Source organism: Neisseria sp. P0020.S005, from assembly GCF_051957055.1.
Taxonomy (GTDB): Bacteria; Pseudomonadota; Gammaproteobacteria; order Burkholderiales; family Neisseriaceae; genus Neisseria; species Neisseria subflava_A.
The window spans coordinates 90,691-110,003 of the sequence record NZ_JBQCWV010000005.1; the positions used below are offsets into that span (position 1 = coordinate 90,691).

The following is a 19,313-nucleotide window of genomic DNA, read 5'->3' on the forward strand; positions in this document are numbered from 1 at the left end:
GTTTCATGTTTGATTCAGCTGAATTTCCCTAAGCGTGCATTTCAAACACAACAAAAATAAAACAATCTGTCTGCTCAGTTTTCAGACGGCCTGACTGAATATTTAGTTCAACCTTATTCATCAGGCATTCCAAAAGCAAGGGACTGTACCGTAAAGATAAAACGTTTTTAAATTATCGATTATTGGCTCTACGCTTGAAATTCCTATTACTTTGACTTAAAATACACTGCTTCTACGGCATAGACCGCTATGTCTGAAAAAGCACGTTACACAGCAAAATCAAAGCTGCGGAGCGTGTTTTTTTTTAGCCGAGATTTCCGAAGGCTGTCTTTTTTGTAAACAATTTTTATTTTTCAGACGGCCTGACCCATTTTTTTCGAACCGACCATCATCAGGCAAACAGGATTCCATCATGACCACTCCGGCTCTTCTCGTTCTCGCTGACGGCAGCGTATTTCACGGCACATCAATCGGTTACGAAGGTTCGACTTCCGGCGAAGTCGTGTTCAACACTTCCATGACCGGCTATCAGGAAATCCTGACCGACCCTTCCTACTGCAAACAAATTGTTACCCTCACCTATCCACACATCGGCAACACCGGCACCAACACCGAAGATGAAGAAAGCCGCAGCGTTTACGCCGCCGGTTTGATTATCCGCGACCTACCGCTCTTGCACAGCAACTTCCGCGCATCCGAAAGCCTGCACGACTATTTGGTACGCAACAAAACCGTCGCCATCGCCGACATCGATACCCGCCGCCTGACCACCCTATTGCGTGAAAAAGGTTCACAAGGCGGTGCAATCTTGACCGGTGCAGATGCCACGGTTGAAAAAGCACAAGAACTGATTGCCGCATTCGGCAGCATGGTCGGCAAAGACTTGGCAAAAGAAGTTTCCTGCACAGAAACTTACGAATGGACCGAAGGCGAATGGGAATTGGGCAAAGGTTTCATTACCCCTGCCGAACAGCCTTACCACGTCGTCGCCTACGATTTCGGCGTTAAAACCAACATCCTGCGCATGCTCGCCTCACGCGGCTGCCGCCTGACCGTCGTTCCGGCGCAAACCAGCGCGGAAGACGTCTTGGCACTCAATCCTGACGGCGTATTCCTGTCCAACGGCCCCGGCGACCCCGAGCCTTGTGACTACGCCATCAAAGCCGTACAAAAACTGATGGAAAGCGGCAAACCGATTTTCGGCATTTGTTTGGGACACCAGCTGATTAGCCTCGCCATCGGCGCAAAAACCCTGAAAATGCGCTTCAGCCATCACGGTGCCAACCATCCGGTACAAGATTTGGACAGCGGCAAAGTCGTCATTACCAGCCAAAACCACGGTTTCGCCGTCGATGCCGACACCCTGCCTGCCAACGCACGCATTACCCACAAATCCTTGTTCGACAACACCTTGCAAGGTATCGAACTGACAGACAAACCCGTGTTCTGCTTCCAAGGCCACCCCGAAGCCAGCCCGGGTCCGCAAGATGTCGGTTATCTGTTTGACAAATTCATTGACAATATCAAAGCAGCAAAACAATAAAGCTGATTTTTTCAGACGGCCACACTCAACTCAACAACGGGCCGTCTGAAACCCAAACCTCAAAAAATATAAATTCAGGCACACTCTCAACATCTACACAGTCTGAAACCCAACCCTCGAATCAGAAAGAAAGAACCATGACAGAAAAACAAATGCGCATTCTTTCCGTCGTCGCCACCCTGACCGCCGTCGGTATGTACGTTTCCTATATCCCACAAATCCAAAACAACCTTGCCGGCAACCCCGGCTCGCCACTGCAACCCCTCGTCGCCGCCATCAACTGCACATTATGGGTTGCCTACGGCTTTTTAAAAGAAAAACGCGACTACCCCGTCATGCTGGCAAACGCCCCCGGTATCATTTTGGGCTTGATTACGTTTGTCACTAGTTTTTAAGGAAGTTTTCAGACGGCCTGTGCAACATAAAAACGCAAAAGGTTGTCTGAAAAAAGATTGTCTTGCCGCAACATTTAATTCAATCAGCAAACCCTCCCCCTCCCGTAGGAGAGGGCAACAGGCCGCAAGGCTTACACAAACAGCAATCCGACAACAAAAATGAACCCGCCCGAAAAACTATTGACCGCCGACAACCCCGCCCTGCGCCAACGCGCCAAAGCCATGCGTCAACAAATGAGCGAGGCGGAAGCAAAATTGTGGCAGCACCTGAGGGCAGGCCGTCTGAACGGCTATAAATTCCTCCGCCAGCAGCCGATGGGAAATTATATTGTTGATTTTATGTGCGTAACGCCCAAGCTGATTGTCGAAGCAGACGGCGGGCAACACACAGAACAAGCCGCATACGACCACGCGCGAACGGCATATCTCAACAGCTTGGGCTTTACCGTGCTGCGGTTTTGGAACCACGAAATTTTGCAGCAGACAAACGACGTACTGGCAGAAATCCTGCGCGTGTTACAAGAATTAGAAAAGCAGCCTGCATCGTAGCAAATGGCTGATTTTTATTAAATTATTAAAAATTATAGAGTATAAACCGACTGAATTGAGCATTTATAGAGGCCGTCTGAAAAGTAAAAAGCAGCCTGCACAACCTATTTTCCTTGCAGAACCTTTAATCCCAACAGCCTCCCGTCCTCTCTCCCGTGGGAGAGAGCTAGAGAGAGGGCAACAAGCCGCAAGGCTTGTATTTGGGCGGTGAAGGTATCGGGAAAGATTGCCGCAATTTGGAGAATGCCCTCTCCCCAGCCCTCCCCCACTGGGGAGGGAGCAGGTTGCAGCAGATTTTGCAGTTTCAGGCAGACTGAAAATAGGTTATGCCACAAAAGAGTTGGCAAACATAACGTTTTATACAATTGAGCGATTTGTGTTGGGTTTTCAAACCAGCCTACACTCGCTTATCATGAAACAATATATAAATCAAATGGAAGATATTGATAAATGATAAATATAATTGCCACATGGGCTATGGCTCTAACATATATATTTCTTTTGCTCTTTATAATTGTTTTTATTCCAATTCAGCTATATTTAGAGAATATAAAGAAAAAGAAATTTAAATCTAGAATAATTGATATATTAAAAAATAATCACAACAACCTAGATCTTAATGATATAAAACAAATGACAGAAGCAGTAAACCTTAATAATTTTGCTGCCAGGAAAATTATTAAGCAACTATATTACACTGATGAATTAAATTTAAATTTAGTTAGACAATTACAAAAGGAAATCCAACAAGAAGAACCTTTTGATGGCTGCTCAGACGAACTAAAACCGACACTAATAGGAATAAATGAACTTTTGGAAATACATGGATCTGAAAGTCAAAAACATTTATTAACTCCAATTATTTCTGAATTAAAAGAATTAAATCAGATCAAACATGATCACAAAAAAATGAAAACACAAAGTTATATAGCCTATATCATAGCCATTATCAGTTTCTTCATAGGCAGTATTAGCTTTTATTACACAATTACAGCCCCATCAGGAAAAGAGATTGCCAATACTGTTGTAGAGCAATTAAAAGCCAATCAAAATCAGTAATAAGTTTTTAGCTAAACATTTGATTTCATAGAAAGACCCACCATGCCCAAACGTACCGACCTAAAATCCATCCTTATCATCGGCGCCGGCCCTATCGTTATCGGTCAGGCCTGCGAATTTGACTATTCGGGCGCACAGGCCTGCAAGGCTTTGCGTGAAGAAGGCTATAAAGTCATTTTGGTGAATTCCAACCCCGCCACGATTATGACCGACCCTGAAATGGCGGATGTTACCTACATCGAGCCTATTATGTGGCAGACGGTGGAAAAAATTATTGCCAAAGAGCGTCCTGACGCGATTCTGCCTACTATGGGCGGCCAGACTGCGCTGAACTGCGCGCTAGATTTGGCGCGCAATGGCGTGCTGGCGAAATACAACGTCGAGCTGATTGGCGCGACAGAAGACGCAATTGACAAAGCAGAAGACCGAGGCCGCTTTAAAGAAGCGATGGAGAAAATCGGCTTGTCTTGCCCGAAATCTTTTGTCTGCCACACAATGAACGAAGCCTTGGCGGCGCAAGAACAGGTCGGCTTTCCGACGCTGATTCGTCCGTCTTTCACGATGGGCGGTTCGGGTGGCGGTATTGCCTACAACAAAGATGAGTTCTTGGCAATTTGCGAACGCGGTTTCGATGCGTCGCCTACGCATGAATTGCTGATTGAGCAGTCTGTTCTTGGCTGGAAAGAGTACGAGATGGAAGTTGTACGCGATAAAAACGACAACTGCATCATTATCTGCTCGATTGAAAACTTCGACCCGATGGGCGTGCATACCGGCGACTCGATTACGGTTGCACCGGCGCAAACATTGACCGACAAAGAATACCAAATCATGCGTAATGCTTCGTTGGCAGTATTGCGCGAAATCGGCGTGGATACCGGTGGCTCAAACGTTCAGTTTGCGGTGAACCCCGAAAACGGCGAGATGATTGTCATTGAGATGAACCCGCGCGTGAGCCGTTCTTCCGCGTTGGCCTCTAAAGCAACGGGCTTCCCGATTGCGAAGGTGGCGGCGAAGCTGGCGGTTGGCTTTACGCTGGACGAGTTGCGCAACGACATTACCGGCGGCCGCACCCCAGCGTCGTTTGAGCCTTCCATCGACTATGTCGTGACCAAAATCCCGCGTTTCGCGTTTGAAAAATTCCCCGCCGCAGACGACCGCCTGACCACGCAAATGAAATCGGTGGGCGAAGTGATGGCGATGGGCCGCACGATTCAGGAAAGCTTCCAAAAAGCCCTGCGCGGCTTGGAAACAGGCTTGTGCGGCTTCAATCCGCGCAGCGAAGACAAAGCGGAAATCCGCCGCGAACTGGCGAACCCAGGCCCCGAACGCATGCTCTTTGTGGCAGACGCGTTCCGTGCAGGCTTCACGCTGGAAGAAATCCACGAAATCTGCGCCATCGACCCTTGGTTCTTGGCGCAAATCGAAGACTTGGTAAAAGAAGAAAAATCGGTTTCAGACGGCCAGTTGCAAGATTTGGATTACGCCGCTTTACGCCGTCTGAAACGCAAAGGCTTCTCTGACAAACGTTTGGCACAATTGTTGAACGTAAGCGAAAAAGAAGTCCGCGAACACCGCTACGCACTGAACCTGCATCCGGTTTACAAACGCGTCGACACCTGTGCCGCCGAGTTTGCCACCGAAACCGCCTATCTCTACTCCACTTACGAAGAAGAATGCGAATCCCATCCTTCCGACCGTAAAAAAGTGATGATTCTCGGCGGCGGTCCGAACCGTATCGGCCAAGGTATCGAATTTGACTACTGCTGCGTTCATGCTGCACTCGCCCTGCGCGAATCCGGTTTTGAAACCATCATGGTCAACTGCAACCCGGAAACCGTATCCACCGACTTCGATACCAGCGACCGCCTGTACTTCGAGCCGCTGACCTTGGAAGACGTATTGGAAATTGTCCGCACCGAAAACCCATGGGGCGTGATTGTTCATTACGGTGGCCAAACCCCGCTCAAGCTGGCCAATGCCTTGGTGGCAAACGGTGTGAACATCATCGGCACATCTGCCGACAGCATCGACGCCGCCGAAGACCGTGAACGCTTCCAAAAAGTGTTGAACGACTTAGGCTTGCGCCAACCGCCTAACCGCATCGCCCACAACGAAGAAGAAGCACTCGTTAAAGCCGAAGAAATCGGTTATCCGTTGGTTGTCCGTCCTTCTTACGTACTCGGCGGCCGCGCCATGCAGATTGTTCACTCTGCCGAAGAGTTGCAAAAATACATGCGCGAAGCCGTACAAGTTTCCGAAGACAGCCCTGTATTGCTCGACTTCTTCTTGAACAACGCCATTGAAGTGGACGTAGACTGCGTTTCAGACGGCCAAGAAGTCGTGATCGGCGGCATCATGCAACACGTCGAACAAGCAGGTATCCACTCCGGCGACTCCGGCTGCTCATTGCCTCCATACTCATTGGACGAAGAAATTCAAGACGAAATCCGCCGCCAAACCAAAGCCATGGCATACGCACTGGGCGTGGTCGGCTTGATGAACGTACAGTTTGCCGTACAAGACGGCGTGGTCTTCGTACTGGAAGTGAACCCACGCGCCAGCCGTACCGTACCGTTCGTATCCAAAGCCACCGGCGTACCGCTCGCCAAAGTCGGCGCACGCGTGATGGCAGGCATTTCGCTGAAAGAGCAAGGCGTAGAAAAAGAAGTCATCCCGGACTTCTACGCTGTTAAAGAAGCCGTGTTCCCATTCATCAAATTCCCGGGTGTGGACACCATTCTCGGCCCTGAAATGCGCTCTACCGGCGAAGTCATGGGCGTAGGCGCAAGCTTCGGCGAAGCATACTTCAAAGCCCAACTCGGCGCAGGCGAACGCTTGAGCACAACAGGCAAAGTGTTCCTTGCCGTACGCGACGAAGACAAACCGCTCATCGTCAAAACCGCACAAAACTTCCAAGCACTCGGCTACGGTGTCTGCGCCACTCGCGGTACCGCCGAATACTTGAAAGAACACGGCATCATCGTGCAAGCGGTCAACAAAGTGCAGGAAGGCCGCCCACACATCGTGGACGCAATTAAAAACGGCGAAATCGCACTGGTGGTCAACACCGTCAGCAGCACAGTACAATCCGTTACCGACAGCCACAGTATCCGCCGCACTTCCCTTACCCAACGCGTACCGCAATACACCACCATCGCCGGCGGCGAAGCCATGAGCGAAGGCGCAAAAAGCCGCGAGCACTTGGGCGTGTACAGCGTACAGGAATTGCATGGCCGTCTGAAAAACAAAGCCTAATCAATCCTATCGGATTTAAATAGATAAAAGGCCGTCTGAAACCTGATTGCTCAGTTTCAGACGGCCTTTCTGTAAAAATAAGGAAAACGTAATGAAACAAACTATTCAAGAAAAACTGACTCAAATTTCACTTGCCGAACCACTGCATTTTCTGCTGGCGGCGGAGAGCGGAAGCCGCGCATGGGGCTTTGCTTCGCCCGACAGCGATTATGACGTTCGCGCCATTTATATCCGCCCGCAAGAACATTATCTGCAAATCGACGAAGCAAAAGATACGTTTGAATTTATTGAAAACCAATGGTTTGACGTAGGCGGCTGGGACATCCGCAAGGCTTTGCGCCTATTGAGAAAAAGCAATGCTGTATTACTGGAGTGGCTGCGTTCGCCGATTGTTTATACACAAGATGAGGCATTCATAGGCCGTCTGAACGAACTTGCGCCCCAATACGTCCAAGCCGCCGCGTTGTTGCACCATTATCGCGGTATCGCCGGCAATACTTTGAAAGCAATGGATTTGGCGCAGCCGATTAAATTGAAGAAATGGTTTTACGTTTTGCGCCCTTTATTGGCGGCACGCTGGGCAGTGAAACAAGGCGGTATTCCGCCAATGACTTTGGTTGAGTTGATGAATGAGTGGCAGACAGATTGTGCTACCCAAATTACTGATCTGGTCGCATTAAAAGCAGGACAAGACGAAAGTTATCTGCACACATTATCGCCAGAGCTGCAAAAGCTGACTGTTGACCTATATAACGAAGTTTCTGCCTTGTCTGCCCCTGCTGCCGAACCTGCCGATAGCGGGCCTTTGAACGAATTGTTCCGCTCCACTTTGGCAACCATTTATCCGTAAAAGGCCGTCTGAATATGCTGACCCTCGAAGACTTGCACACGCAAAATCTGATTCTGCTCGAAGCCGTATCCGGCAGCCGTGCCTACGGTTTGGCAACGCCCGAGTCCGATACCGACATCAAAGGCGTGTTTTACCTGCCCAAATCCATGTTTTACGGCATGGAATACATCCCACAAATCAGCAATGAAACCAACGACATTGTGTATTACGAACTGGGACGGTTTATCGAATTGCTGCTGCAAAGCAATCCGAACACGCTGGAGCTGCTGGCTTCCCCCTCTGACTGTGTACGATACCGTTCGCCATTGATGGATGCGTTCAAAACCGAATGGTTTATCTCCAAAACCTGCCAGCAAAGTTTTGCAGGTTATGCCTACGGACAAATCAAAAAAGCACGGGGATTGAATAAAAAAATCAGCAATCCGATGCCGTCTGAAAAGAAAAGCATCCTTGATTTCTGCCACATCATAGAAGGCAGGCAAACCGTACCGTTGCAGTACTGGCTTACACAACGTGGAATGGAACAAAGGTGTGTAGGCTTAATCAAAATAGCCCACGCCCGAGAACTTTATGCACTGTTTTACGATGCCGACGGCACGATGGGCTACCACGGTATTGCACCCAAACCCGAAGCCACAACGCTGTCACTCAGCACTATTCCAGAAGGCGAAACACCGCTTGCCCATCTGTCCTTCAACCAAGACGGATACAGCAGCTACTGCCGCGAATATGCCTCTTATCAACAATGGCTGGTAGAACGCAACGAAACACGCTATCAAGGCACGCAGGCGCACGGTCAAGGTTACGATGCAAAAAATATGATGCACACCTTCCGCCTGCTTGAAACCGCGCGCGATATTGCCCTTCATGGCGAAATTCGTCCACGCCGTCCCAATCGTGACGAATTGCTGTCCATAAAGCGTGGTTCTTTTCCTTACGATGACCTGTTGGCGCGTGCAGAAACATTGATTAACGAAGTAGAAAATTTGTTCGCCCAGTCCGATCTGTCAGAAGCTGTAAACAGCACTTTGGCAATCAATGCCCTCGTCGAAATCCGAACCAAGATTTACGGATAAGAGAATCAAAAACAGAGGCCGTCTGAAATTATGTGTTTCCTCTTTTCAGACGGCCTTTTCATATTTCAAATTCTAACCGTCTGTCCATCAAAACAACCTTTTCTGCCATCTCCAAACAAGCAATAGCAACATGAAATATAATTTCGTTATTGATTGGATTCATACGACAAAATTGTTGTTTTTTCATCATAATCCAAAAATATCGAGTTTAACGCCTATTCTCCTTGCTTTATAATGGCCGTCTGAAATAAAAATACAATTAAAGCAGAAGCATGTCTTTGCAACTTAAGCAGATTTGCATAATTAACATATGCTTTAATCATAATAATGATAAAATAATACGGCTTTCCTCTAAATTAAAGGGAAAACTGCACAAGAAACGGAAAATAAAATGAGTGTCGGATTATTGCGTGTTTTGGTTCAAAGCCAAACCATCTCAAATCAACAAGCGGAACATTACAACAGCCTTTTACAATCGGGTAAAGAAATCCTGCCCAACCTGTTTTCAGACGGCATCATCTCCCCTAAAGCTCTGGGAGAGTTAGTCGCACGCGTATTCAGTTATCCCCTTTTGGATTTGCGCTACTACCCGCGCAATAATGTAGTCAGCGACATTCTGACGGAAGAGCAAATGGTGCAAAACCGTTGCATTCCGATTTTCAAACGCGGACGCAAGGTTTATTTCGCCGTATCCGATCCGACCCAAATCCAAAACTTTCAAAAAATCGCTTTTGCTTCAGGTTTAAGTGTCGACTTGGTCGTAGTTCCAGACGACCAACTCAGCTCATTGCTGGAATGGCTAGGCCAACGTTCGACCACCATTCTGAAAGAAATCAACGACGAACATGAAGCAACTCAGCAATCGCAATCACTTTATATCGACAATGAAGAAGCTGAAGACGGCCCTATCCCCCGCTTCATCCATAAAACCTTATCCGATGCCCTGAACGCTGGCGCATCGGACATCCACTTTGAATTCTACGAGCAAATGGCGCGCGTCCGTTTCCGCGTGGACGGACAATTGCGTGAAGTCGTACAGCCGCCTGTCGCCGTACGCGGCCAGTTGGCATCGCGTATCAAAGTGATGGCGCGTTTGGATATTTCTGAAAAACGTATTCCGCAAGACGGCAGAATTCAAATTGCCTTCCATAAACACGGCCGTCCGATTGACTTCCGTGTCAGCACTTTGCCGACATTGTTTGGCGAAAAAGTGGTGATGCGTATCCTAAATTCCGATGGTACATCGCTCAATATCGACCAGCTCGGTTTAGAGCCTTTCCAAAAAGAAATGCTGTTGGAAGCCATCAACCGCCCTTACGGCATGGTATTGGTTACCGGTCCGACAGGTTCGGGCAAAACTGTTTCGCTCTATACCTGCCTGAGTATTTTGAACACGGAAGATGTGAATATTTCAACGGCAGAGGACCCGGCTGAGATTAACTTGCCGGGCGTCAACCAAGTCAACGTCAATGAAAAACAAGGCCTGACGTTTGCTGCCGCACTCCAATCCTTCTTACGTCAAGATCCTGATATTATTATGGTCGGTGAGATTCGTGACTTAGAAACCGCCGACATCGCCATTAAAGCTGCCCAAACCGGCCACATGGTTTTCTCAACCCTGCATACCAATAATGCACCGGCCACTCTGTCCCGCCTTTTGAACATGGGCGTAGCGCCTTTCAATATCGCCAGCTCGGTCAGCCTGATTATGGCGCAAAGGCTGTTGCGCAGACTGTGTCCAAACTGCAAACGCGAAGTTGAGCGCCCGCCGGTTCCGGCATTGAAAAAAGCCGGCTTTACCGATGCGGACTTGGCTCAAGATTGGAAACTCTACCGCCCGGTTGGCTGCGACAGCTGCCGCGGCAAAGGCTTTAAAGGCCGCGTCGGTATTTATGAAGTCATGCCGGTCAGCGATGAAATGCAAAAAGTCATTATGAACAACGGTACAGAAGTTGATATCATGAACATGGCCTATCAGGAAGGCATGGTAGACTTGCGTCGCGCCGGCCTCATGAAAGTCATGCAAGGCCTGACCTCGTTGGAAGAAGTGACTGCTCATACCAATGACTAAACTGCCATATTTTCGAAAATTAAAATAAAGCGGCACGGGGAAACGGTCCGCTTTATTTCTTACTAACAAGGGATAACTCATGGCTCAAGCAGAGCAAAAAAGAAGTCTGTTCGGTTCAAGAAGCAAAGGCAAGCGTTTTACATTTGAAGGAAAAAATACCGAGACCGAACGTCTTGTCCGTGGTGAAGTAGTTGCCAAAGACGAAGAAGAAGCACGCAAAAAACTCCAACGCAGAGGCATTCGCCCTTTGCGTATCAGCAAAGTCAAAACCGCACGAAAACGCCGTATTACCCAAGAAGACATTACAGTGTTCACCCGCCAACTAGCAACAATGATGAAGGCAGGCTTACCGCTGATGCAGGCTTTTGAAATCGTTGCGCGCGGCCACTCCAATCCGAGCATGACCGAAATGCTGATGCAGGTTCGCTCCGATGTCGAACAAGGTAGCGCATTGGGTAAATCGTTCTCCAAATATCCAAAATATTTCGACCGTTTCTATTGCAATCTGGTCAGCGCAGGCGAGTCCGGCGGCGTACTGGAAAGCCTATTGGACAAACTGGCTGTCTATAAAGAAAAAACCCAAGCCATTAAGAAAAAGGTTAAAACCGCGCTGACCTACCCGATTGCTATTATCGTGGTGGCGATTGCGCTTATCTTCATTATGATGATGTTTGTACTGCCTGCCTTTAAAGAAGTTTATGCCAATATGGGTGCAGAGCTGCCACGTCTCACCCAACTTGTCATGAACTTGTCCGATTTATTCGTCGACTACGGCTGGATTATGATCATCCTCTTGATTGTTTCCGCCTTCGGTCTGTACAAACTCCATGAAAAATCGCCTACCTTCCAAAAACGAATCGATGCTCTGATTTTGAGACTCCCTGTTTTTGGTGCTATCGTCCGAAAAGCGACCATTGCCCGTTGGGCGCGTACGACCTCCACCCTCTTCGCAGCCGGCGTTCCTTTGGTGGAAGTATTAGATTCAGTTGCAGGCGCATCCGGCAATATTCTCTATGAAGAAGCCACTCAAGACATCAGAGCCAAGGTAACCCAAGGCCTATCGCTGACATCCAGTATGCAAAGTACAGATATGTTCCCAAATATGGTGATCCAAATGGCAGCCATCGGCGAAGAGTCAGGCTCTTTGGACGATATGCTGAACAAAGCAGCCGAATTCTACGAAGATGAGGTAGACAACTCCGTCTCCCGATTGTCTGCATTGATGGAACCTATCATCATGGTGGTATTGGGTTCGCTCATCGGTATTTTGCTGATTGCCATGTATCTGCCGTTGTTTAACTTGGGTAATGTCGTAGGTTGATATGCTTGATAGTATTTACTCTGCCATCGACGCCCTCTCCGTTCTTGCGCCATTCGCCATTCCTTTAGCCGTTATTTTAGGATTACTGATTGGCAGCTTTCTGAACGTCGTCATTTATCGCACGCCGATAATGATGGAGCGTGAATGGACACAATTTTCCAAAGAGCATTTGGGCATCGAGCTGACAGACGAAGAAAAACAGCCATTTAATCTGCGCAAACCAGATTCGCGCTGCCCAAAATGCAAAAGTCCGATCAGAGTTTGGCAAAATATACCCATCCTCAGCTATGTTTTCCTAGGCGGGAAATGCCACGTCTGCAAAACCCATATCAGCATACGCTATCCGTTGATTGAGCTGCTGACGGGCGTCTTATTCGGTATTGTCGCGTGGCAATACGACTGGTCATGGGCGACTATTGGCGGATTGATTCTGACTGCCATATTGATTGCGCTGACCTTTATCGATGCCGATACGCAATATTTGCCCGACAGCCTGACTCAGCCCCTAATTTGGATCGGTCTGTTGTTTAATCTGAACGATACATTCGTGCCCCTGCATTCAGCCGTTTGGGGTGCAATCGCAGGCTATATGAGCCTTTATACTTTATGCGCCGTCTATAAACTTCTGACCGGTAAAATCGGCATGGGCAATGGCGACTTCAAACTTTTGGCCGCACTTGGGGCATGGCTGGGCGTAGGAATTTTGCCTGTTCTGATCTTCATGGCTGCCTTGGTCGGACTGGTGGGCGCACTCATTGCCCGCGTCGGCAAAGGCCAATATTTTGCTTTTGGTCCCAGCCTTGCTGTGGCAGGATGGATTATTTTGGTTGCCAATGCACCTATTACCCAACTGGTACAATGGTGGCTCGTACAATCAGGATTCCGATAATGACATTATGGATAGGCTTGACCGGCGGTATCGGCAGCGGCAAATCATCTATCGCCCAAATGTTTGCCGAACTTGGCGTACCCATTATCGATGCCGATGCCATCAGCCGCTCACTGACTACTGAAAATGGCGAAGCCCTTCCTGCCATCCGCCAACTTTTCGGCGATGAGGTTTTTGACAGTGAAGGCCGTCTGAATCGTATGGCTTTACGGGAAGAAGTTTTCAGACGGCCTCAATCAAAAAAACAACTGGAAAATCTGCTTCTACCGTTAATCTTAAACAAAATCCAACAGCAGAAACAAAAACTTGCTTCCTCTGCCTACGGCATTGTCGATGTACCGCTTTTAATTGAAAATCCGGCATTTAAAGCGGAGACTGACCACATTTTAGTTGTAGATGTTCCAGAGTCCGTCCAAATCGAACGCGTACATCAACGCAATGGTTTTTCAGACGAACAAACGCGTCAAATCATGGCCACCCAAGCTTCTCGCTCTGACAGACTGCTTCATGCCGACGATGTGTTGGACAATACCCATAGCTTGGAAGAAGCAAAAATCAAGGTTGCCCGTTTGCATCAATACTATCAATCCATTGCACAATCACTGAAAGAAACTGCATGACCGCTCCTGTTGTAAAATGTCCAACCTGCCACAAAGAAGTCGTTTGGAACACCGACAGCCCCTACCGCCCTTTTTGCAGCAAACGGTGCAAACTCATTGATTTAGGCGAATGGGCGCAAGAAAAATACACCGTTTCTTCGGAAGACGACCCCTTTTCAGACCTGTTGGACGGCAAATAAACTGCGCCGCTTCCTTCAGCCTATCCAAAACAGGCTCAAAACAGTAAAATACCCTTTTTATTCCAATCTATTCCATCCACCATGCTCACCTTCCAACAAATTATTTTCAAATTACAAAACTACTGGGCAGACAAAGGCTGCACCGTTATCCAACCTTTCGATATGGAAGTCGGTGCCGGTACTTCGCATCCAGCCACCTGCCTGCGCGCATTAGGCCCAGAGCCTTGGTTTGCCGCTTACGTCCAACCCAGCCGCCGCCCCAAAGACGGCCGCTATGGCGACAACCCCAACCGTCTGCAACACTACTATCAATTCCAAGTTGCGCTCAAACCTGCACCAGCCAATATTCAAGACCTCTACCTCGACTCCCTGCGCGAATTGGGTATCGACCCTAAAGTACACGACATCCGCTTTGTCGAAGACGACTGGGAAAACCCTACTCTCGGCGCTTGGGGCTTGGGTTGGGAAGTTTGGCTCAACGGCATGGAAGTAACCCAATTCACCTACTTCCAACAAGTCGGCGGTATTGACTGCTCCCCTGTACTTGGTGAAATCACCTACGGTATCGAGCGTCTCGCCATGTATCTGCAAGGCGTGGAAAACGTGTACGACCTTGTTTGGGCAAAAACCCTTGATGGCAACATCGTCACTTACGGCGACGTTTATCATCAAAACGAAGTCGAACAATCCACCTACAACTTCGAATACAGCGATGCCGATTGGCTCTTGCGCCAATTCAACGACTATGAAGAACAAGCCAAACGCCTGCTTGCAGTTGAGGACACCAGTCTTGCCCTGCCTGCTTACGAGCTTGTACTCAAAGCCGGCCATACGTTCAACCTCTTGGATGCACGCGGCGCCATTTCTGTTACCGAACGCGCAACCTACATCGGCCGTATTCGTGCACTGAGCCGTATCGTTGCTCAAAAATTCGTTGAAAGCCGCGAGGAACTGGGCTTCCCATTGCTTAAAAACCAATAAGCCTGCATATACTTACCACGCCGCCCTTTGATACATTCAAGTGGCGGCGTTTCTATTTTCAGACGGCCTTGACGTCGATGCCATTGCAAACACTTCCAGCCTGCTTTCAGGTAAAATAAGCCCTTTACTACATAAACCGTCTGAAAACATGAGTTCATCCTCTACTGCAAAAATTCCCTTTTTCTTACTTTCCCTCGTTGCCATCATTCTTGACCAACTGAGCAAATGGGAAATCTTGAAACACTTTACCGAAGGCGAACGCCTCAATATCATTCCAGACTTTTTTGACCTGACGCTTGCCTATAATCCAGGCGCGGCATTCAGCTTTTTGGCCGACCAAGGCGGCTGGCAAAAATTCTTCTTTTTAGGTCTGGCCGTCGTCATCAGCCTGTATTTGGCCCGTGCCATTTTGCGTGATGAGTTTGGCCGCTGGGGCAAACTGGGGGCAGCCATGATTATCGGTGGCGCAATTGGCAATGTGATTGACCGTCTGATTCACGGCCACGTTGTCGATTTTCTGCTTTTCTATTGGCAAAACTGGTTCTATCCAGCATTTAACATTGCCGATAGCTTTATCTGCGTTGGCGCAGTTTGCTTGGTATTAGATGGTTTGCTGCACAAAAAAACATCTTCAAACGACACAAAGGCCGTCTGAAAACGGAACGCACATGACTCAAAAAACCATTATCCTTGCCAATCCCCGCGGCTTCTGTGCCGGAGTTGACCGCGCCATCAGCATTGTTGAACGTGCACTCGAAGAATACGGCGCACCCATTTACGTCCGCCATGAGGTCGTCCACAACAAATTCGTCGTGGATAATCTTCGGGCAAAAGGTGCCGTATTTGTCGATAACTTGGCGGATGTCCCAAAGGGCGCCACACTGATTTACTCTGCTCACGGCGTATCCAAAGCCGTACAGGAAGAAGCGGCACAACGTGGTTTCCGCGTTTTTGATGCCACCTGCCCTTTGGTAACCAAAGTCCATAAAGAGGTAGCCCGCCTCGATGAGCAAGATTACGAAATCATCATGATCGGCCACAAAGGTCATGTCGAAGTAGAAGGCACAATGGGACAATTGCCTCCGGGTAAAATGTTTCTGGTTGAGACAGTGGAAGATGTAGCCGGACTGAACGTCAAAAATCCTGACAAACTTGCCTACGTCAGCCAAACCACTTTATCGGTGGACGAAACCAAAGACATTATTGCAGCTTTAAACCAACGCTTCCCCAATATCCGCAATCCGCACAAAGAAGACATCTGCTACGCCACAACCAACCGCCAAACAGCCGTTAAAGAATTGGCGGAAGAATGCGACCTCGTGATTGTTGTCGGCTCGCCCAATTCTTCCAACAGCAACCGCTTGCGTGAAGTAGCCGCATTGCGAGGAGTTGATGCCTATATGGTCGATAATGCTTCCTACCTGAAAAAAGAATGGTTTGAAAACAAAACCAAGGTCGGTGTCACTGCCGGTGCATCTGCGCCCGAAGTATTGGTCCGAGAAGTCTTACAAACCATTCAAGATTGGGGACATGAGACCATACGTGAAGGAGAAGGCGCAGAAGAAAGCATTGTATTTGTCTTGCCCAAAGAGTTGCGTCGTGAGGGCGAAAACAAGCAAATCTTAAATAAAGGGTAAGTTTGTTATTTACTTTATTTGAACTTAAGGCCGTCTGAAAATTTTCAGACGGCCTTAAGTATATTTTACTAATAAAAAAGACCTGCCTTAAAGGCAGATCTTTTCATACATGATCCTGATTATTTCTCAGAAGTATGTTGCTGACGGCGCAAAATAGCAGGAATTTCAAAGTCATCCAATACAGACTGGTTGCTGAAATCAGCCGCAGTCAGATTCATAGAACGGATATTGCGGTTGGTACGAACCAGGCTTTCAGCACTGCTTTGGCTTTGAGCTTGAGGAGCTTCTTCCGCACCGCGTACCAATTGTTGGGTACGGGCAGCAGCACGCAGTTGGTTGTCAGTACCGTTTTCTTTCAAGCCGGTAGCAATAATGGTAATACGGATAGCGTCTTCGCTCATGCTCTCATCTTCGGCAGCACCAAATTTACATTCCACTTCAGGGTGTGCATTTTGGTTGACGATGCGCATAATCTCGTTGAACTCAGACATTTTCAGGCAGCCAGGAGCAGTGGTAATGTTTACCAATACACCGCGTGCACCATCCAAAGTAACATTATCCAAGAGCGGGCTGGAGATAGCTTGATCGGTAGCCAAACGGGCACGGTCGATACCTTGCGCAAAACCTGAACCCATCATGGCGATGCCGCGATTGCTCATCACGGTTTTCACGTCGGCGAAGTCCAAGTTGATCATGTCGCTCGGGCAAGTCACCACTTCGGAAATACCGGCAACCGCGTCACGCAATACATTATCGGCCGCACGGAAAGCTTCGCGCATGGTCACGTCTTCGCCCAAGGCAGTCATCAATTTATCGTTCGGGATAATAATCAGGGAGTCAACGCGCTCTTTGAGTTGATCCAAACCTGCTTGAGCGATGTGTACGCGTTTGCCTTCGTAAGCAAACGGACGGGTTACAACCGCAACGGTCAGAATACCCATTTCTTTAGCGATTTCAGCCACAACAGGAGCAGAGCCGGTACCTGTACCACCACCCATACCGGTAGTGATGAACAGCATGTTTGCACCGCGGATGGCATCTTCGATGGCTTCGCGATCTTCTTGGGCTGCGGCGCGGCCGATTTCAGGATTTGCACCGGCACCCAAACCGCGAGTCAGGTTTGTACCCAATTGAATGCGTTTAGCCGCATTGTTTTTAGCCAATGATTGCGCATCGGTATTGGCACTGATGAACTCAACACCATGGATGGTATTGGCAACCATGTTGTTGATGGCATTACAGCCGCCGCCACCCAAACCGATAACTTTAATAACAGCAGGGCTTGTTGCTGATTCTGCTACGTCGTAAACAAATTCCATTCAATAATCCTCCGCGCCCCGCTTTATAAGGACGGTTCAAAAATAACTTATTATCCGTATTATATAAGAAGTATCCAGATACTGGCAAAAATCTTCTTACCATTCGGCTGTCGGCGTTATATTTTTACTACATTTTTTAACAGAAAATATACAAGTTTTAAATTATCCACTTAGCAATTATTTAAAACCGTTTAATTCCACTTAAATATTCAGGACAAACGGTTGCTACACCGTCTGCCCTGAAAACTTTTATCAGAAATTGTCTCTGAAGAATCTTTGGATTTTTTCCCACAGACCCATTTTTTTGCCTGAATCATTCAGGGCAATTGCACCGGTTCGGCTGGTTTGCTCCCCCTCTTCGGCAGCATAGGCCGTCTGAAGCAGGCCAATTGCTGTTGAATAGCGTGGATTGCGGATACGCTCGGATACGCCGCCCATTTCCTGCGGAACACCGATACGTGCCGGCAAATTAAAGACTTCTTCCGCCAACTCAACAATGCCGGTCAACATAGAAGCACCACCGGTCAAAACGATACCGGAAGTCAACACTTCTTCTGGGAAGCCGGAACGGCGCAATTCGTTCAGCGTCAATTCCAAAATCTCTTCTACGCGCGGACCGATGATTTCAGCCAATACGCGGCGTGAAATTTGACGTGATTGACGGTCGCCAACGCTAGGAACTTCAATCATTTCATCCAAGCCGTCCATAGTCGGAATGGCGGCGCCGTAATGGATTTTGATGTACTCGGCGGCACTGTGCGGCGTACGCAGGGCTTGTGCCAAGTCTTTAGTAATCAAATCGCCGGCAACGGGAATAACTGCGGTATGGCGGATGGCGCCATTGGTATAAACCGCTATGTCGGTTGTACCGCCGCCGATATCGATGACGCACACGCCCAAATCTTTTTCGTCTTCAGTCAAAACAGCGTGACCGCTTGCCAAAGGCTGAAGCATGATTTGATCCATTTGCAGGCCGCAGCGTTGGATACATTTTTGGATATTTTGCAAAGCAGTGTTCGCACCGGTAATGATGTGCACGCGGGTATCCAAACGCACGCCGCTCATGCCGATAGGCTCTTTCACACCGGGTTGGTTGTCGATGATGTACTCTTGAACCACGGTATGCAAGATATTGTGATCAGGCGGAATATTGATGGCTTTGGCTGTTTCAATGGCACGATCGATGTCGGCTTGCGATACTTCGCCATCTTTAATTTTGACCACGCCTTGTGAGTTCAGGCTGCGGATATGGTTACCGGCAATACCGGTGACAACGTGGGAAATTTTGGTATCTGCCATCAGCTCGGCATCTTCTACTGCCTGACGAATGGCTTGCGCGGTAGCGTCGATATTGGTCACCATACCTGCACGCAGGCCGCGTGATGGACTTTGGCCCAAGCCGACAATGTGGATTTCATTATCTTCCCGAATCTCGCCGATTAAGGCGATGACCTTGGACGTACCAATGTCTAAGGCACTGATATATTTATTTTGTTGTTGTTCCATAATTGCTCGTTCGCTATGTTGTCTGACTGACGGTTTGATTATTTTTGAAACAAGATTGCT

Annotated in this window: 17 protein-coding genes; 15 read left to right on the forward strand and 2 right to left on the reverse strand. The window is 48.4% G+C overall.

Annotated features, from left to right (window positions below; genetic code table 11):
* Positions 1-412 precede the first annotated feature (412 nt).
* From carA to ispH, 15 genes are all read left to right on the forward strand, one after another.
* Entirely contained in the window at positions 413-1,543 is a 1,131-nt protein-coding gene (gene carA, locus ACTHTU_RS05765) for a glutamine-hydrolyzing carbamoyl-phosphate synthase small subunit (protein WP_440362033.1), read from the forward strand.
* 137 nt (positions 1,544-1,680) lie between these two features.
* Positions 1,681-1,938 (forward strand): SemiSWEET family transporter, encoded by a 258-nt coding sequence (locus ACTHTU_RS05770; RefSeq protein WP_049331825.1) that lies wholly within the window; start codon positions 1,681-1,683, stop codon positions 1,936-1,938.
* Positions 1,939-2,097: 159 nt separating this feature from the next.
* Positions 2,098-2,487, forward strand: a complete 390-nt coding sequence (locus ACTHTU_RS05775) for an endonuclease domain-containing protein (protein ID WP_440362034.1) — start codon at positions 2,098-2,100, stop codon at positions 2,485-2,487.
* 450 nt (positions 2,488-2,937) lie between these two features.
* Positions 2,938-3,546, forward strand: a complete 609-nt coding sequence (locus ACTHTU_RS05780; protein ID WP_296184808.1) for a hypothetical protein — start codon at positions 2,938-2,940, stop codon at positions 3,544-3,546.
* 42 nt (positions 3,547-3,588) lie between these two features.
* Positions 3,589-6,804 (forward strand): carbamoyl-phosphate synthase large subunit, encoded by a 3,216-nt coding sequence (gene carB / locus ACTHTU_RS05785; protein WP_440362035.1) that lies wholly within the window; start codon positions 3,589-3,591, stop codon positions 6,802-6,804.
* A 91-nt stretch (positions 6,805-6,895) separates the two neighbouring features.
* The gene (locus tag ACTHTU_RS05790; protein WP_440362036.1) at positions 6,896-7,654 is read left to right on the forward strand and encodes a nucleotidyltransferase domain-containing protein; all 759 of its coding nucleotides are present in this window, start codon (positions 6,896-6,898) and stop codon (positions 7,652-7,654) included.
* A 14-nt stretch (positions 7,655-7,668) separates the two neighbouring features.
* Positions 7,669-8,730 carry a nucleotidyltransferase domain-containing protein gene (locus ACTHTU_RS05795; RefSeq protein WP_440362037.1) on the forward strand — a complete coding sequence of 354 codons (1,062 nt, stop codon included), beginning with the start codon at positions 7,669-7,671 and terminating at the stop codon, positions 8,728-8,730.
* A 391-nt stretch (positions 8,731-9,121) separates the two neighbouring features.
* Positions 9,122-10,801, forward strand: a complete 1,680-nt coding sequence (pilB, locus tag ACTHTU_RS05800; protein WP_440362038.1) for a type IV-A pilus assembly ATPase PilB — start codon at positions 9,122-9,124, stop codon at positions 10,799-10,801.
* Between the two features lie 79 nt (positions 10,802-10,880).
* Positions 10,881-12,122 (forward strand): type II secretion system F family protein, encoded by a 1,242-nt coding sequence (locus ACTHTU_RS05805; RefSeq protein WP_440362039.1) that lies wholly within the window; start codon positions 10,881-10,883, stop codon positions 12,120-12,122.
* A gap of 1 nt (position 12,123) precedes the next feature.
* Positions 12,124-13,011 (forward strand): prepilin peptidase, encoded by an 888-nt coding sequence (locus tag ACTHTU_RS05810; RefSeq protein WP_440362040.1) that lies wholly within the window; start codon positions 12,124-12,126, stop codon positions 13,009-13,011.
* Entirely contained in the window at positions 13,011-13,631 is a 621-nt protein-coding gene (coaE, locus tag ACTHTU_RS05815) for a dephospho-CoA kinase (RefSeq protein ID WP_440362041.1), read from the forward strand. Before ACTHTU_RS05810 ends, coaE begins: the two co-directional genes overlap by 1 nt.
* A complete protein-coding gene (gene yacG / locus ACTHTU_RS05820) occupies positions 13,628-13,810 on the forward strand; it encodes a DNA gyrase inhibitor YacG (RefSeq protein ID WP_003682475.1) in 183 nt (60 codons plus the stop codon). Before coaE ends, yacG begins: the two co-directional genes overlap by 4 nt.
* Positions 13,811-13,891: 81 nt before the next feature.
* A complete protein-coding gene (gene glyQ, locus ACTHTU_RS05825) occupies positions 13,892-14,791 on the forward strand; it encodes a glycine--tRNA ligase subunit alpha (RefSeq protein WP_315038310.1) in 900 nt (299 codons plus the stop codon).
* A 148-nt stretch (positions 14,792-14,939) separates the two neighbouring features.
* Positions 14,940-15,446, forward strand: a complete 507-nt coding sequence (gene lspA, locus ACTHTU_RS05830; protein ID WP_440362042.1) for a signal peptidase II — start codon at positions 14,940-14,942, stop codon at positions 15,444-15,446.
* 13 nt (positions 15,447-15,459) lie between these two features.
* On the forward strand, positions 15,460-16,428 hold the full coding sequence (ispH, locus tag ACTHTU_RS05835) for a 4-hydroxy-3-methylbut-2-enyl diphosphate reductase (RefSeq protein WP_440362043.1): 969 nt from the start codon (positions 15,460-15,462) through the stop codon (positions 16,426-16,428).
* A 119-nt stretch (positions 16,429-16,547) separates the two neighbouring features.
* On the opposite strand, the gene ftsZ is transcribed toward ispH, so the two are convergent.
* Together ftsZ and ftsA are read right to left on the reverse strand one after the other, a co-directional pair.
* Positions 16,548-17,747 (reverse strand): cell division protein FtsZ, encoded by a 1,200-nt coding sequence (gene ftsZ / locus ACTHTU_RS05840; RefSeq protein ID WP_003682480.1) that lies wholly within the window; start codon positions 17,745-17,747, stop codon positions 16,548-16,550.
* A 252-nt stretch (positions 17,748-17,999) separates the two neighbouring features.
* Entirely contained in the window at positions 18,000-19,253 is a 1,254-nt protein-coding gene (gene ftsA, locus ACTHTU_RS05845; RefSeq protein WP_003682483.1) for a cell division protein FtsA, read from the reverse strand.
* Positions 19,254-19,313 lie beyond the last annotated feature (60 nt).

Bases quoted from the DNA above. Each gene is read 5' to 3' on its own strand.
- ACTHTU_RS05790 (WP_440362036.1), top strand. From the start codon at position 6,896: ATGAAACAAACTATTCAAGAAAAACTGACTCAAATTTCACTTGCCGAA.
- pilB (WP_440362038.1), top strand. From the start codon at position 9,122: ATGAGTGTCGGATTATTGCGTGTTTTGGTTCAAAGCCAAACCATCTCA.
- ACTHTU_RS05770 (WP_049331825.1), top strand. From the start codon at position 1,681: ATGACAGAAAAACAAATGCGCATTCTTTCCGTCGTCGCCACCCTGACC.
- ACTHTU_RS05810 (WP_440362040.1), top strand. From the start codon at position 12,124: ATGCTTGATAGTATTTACTCTGCCATCGACGCCCTCTCCGTTCTTGCG.
- ftsA (WP_003682483.1), bottom strand. From the start codon at position 19,253: ATGGAACAACAACAAAATAAATATATCAGTGCCTTAGACATTGGTACG.
- carA (WP_440362033.1), top strand. From the start codon at position 413: ATGACCACTCCGGCTCTTCTCGTTCTCGCTGACGGCAGCGTATTTCAC.
- ACTHTU_RS05775 (WP_440362034.1), top strand. From the start codon at position 2,098: ATGAACCCGCCCGAAAAACTATTGACCGCCGACAACCCCGCCCTGCGC.
- yacG (WP_003682475.1), top strand. From the start codon at position 13,628: ATGACCGCTCCTGTTGTAAAATGTCCAACCTGCCACAAAGAAGTCGTT.
- ACTHTU_RS05805 (WP_440362039.1), top strand. From the start codon at position 10,881: ATGGCTCAAGCAGAGCAAAAAAGAAGTCTGTTCGGTTCAAGAAGCAAA.
- carB (WP_440362035.1), top strand. From the start codon at position 3,589: ATGCCCAAACGTACCGACCTAAAATCCATCCTTATCATCGGCGCCGGC.
- lspA (WP_440362042.1), top strand. From the start codon at position 14,940: ATGAGTTCATCCTCTACTGCAAAAATTCCCTTTTTCTTACTTTCCCTC.
- glyQ (WP_315038310.1), top strand. From the start codon at position 13,892: ATGCTCACCTTCCAACAAATTATTTTCAAATTACAAAACTACTGGGCA.
- ACTHTU_RS05795 (WP_440362037.1), top strand. From the start codon at position 7,669: ATGCTGACCCTCGAAGACTTGCACACGCAAAATCTGATTCTGCTCGAA.
- coaE (WP_440362041.1), top strand. From the start codon at position 13,011: ATGACATTATGGATAGGCTTGACCGGCGGTATCGGCAGCGGCAAATCA.
- ACTHTU_RS05780 (WP_296184808.1), top strand. From the start codon at position 2,938: ATGATAAATATAATTGCCACATGGGCTATGGCTCTAACATATATATTT.
- ftsZ (WP_003682480.1), bottom strand. From the start codon at position 17,747: ATGGAATTTGTTTACGACGTAGCAGAATCAGCAACAAGCCCTGCTGTT.
- ispH (WP_440362043.1), top strand. From the start codon at position 15,460: ATGACTCAAAAAACCATTATCCTTGCCAATCCCCGCGGCTTCTGTGCC.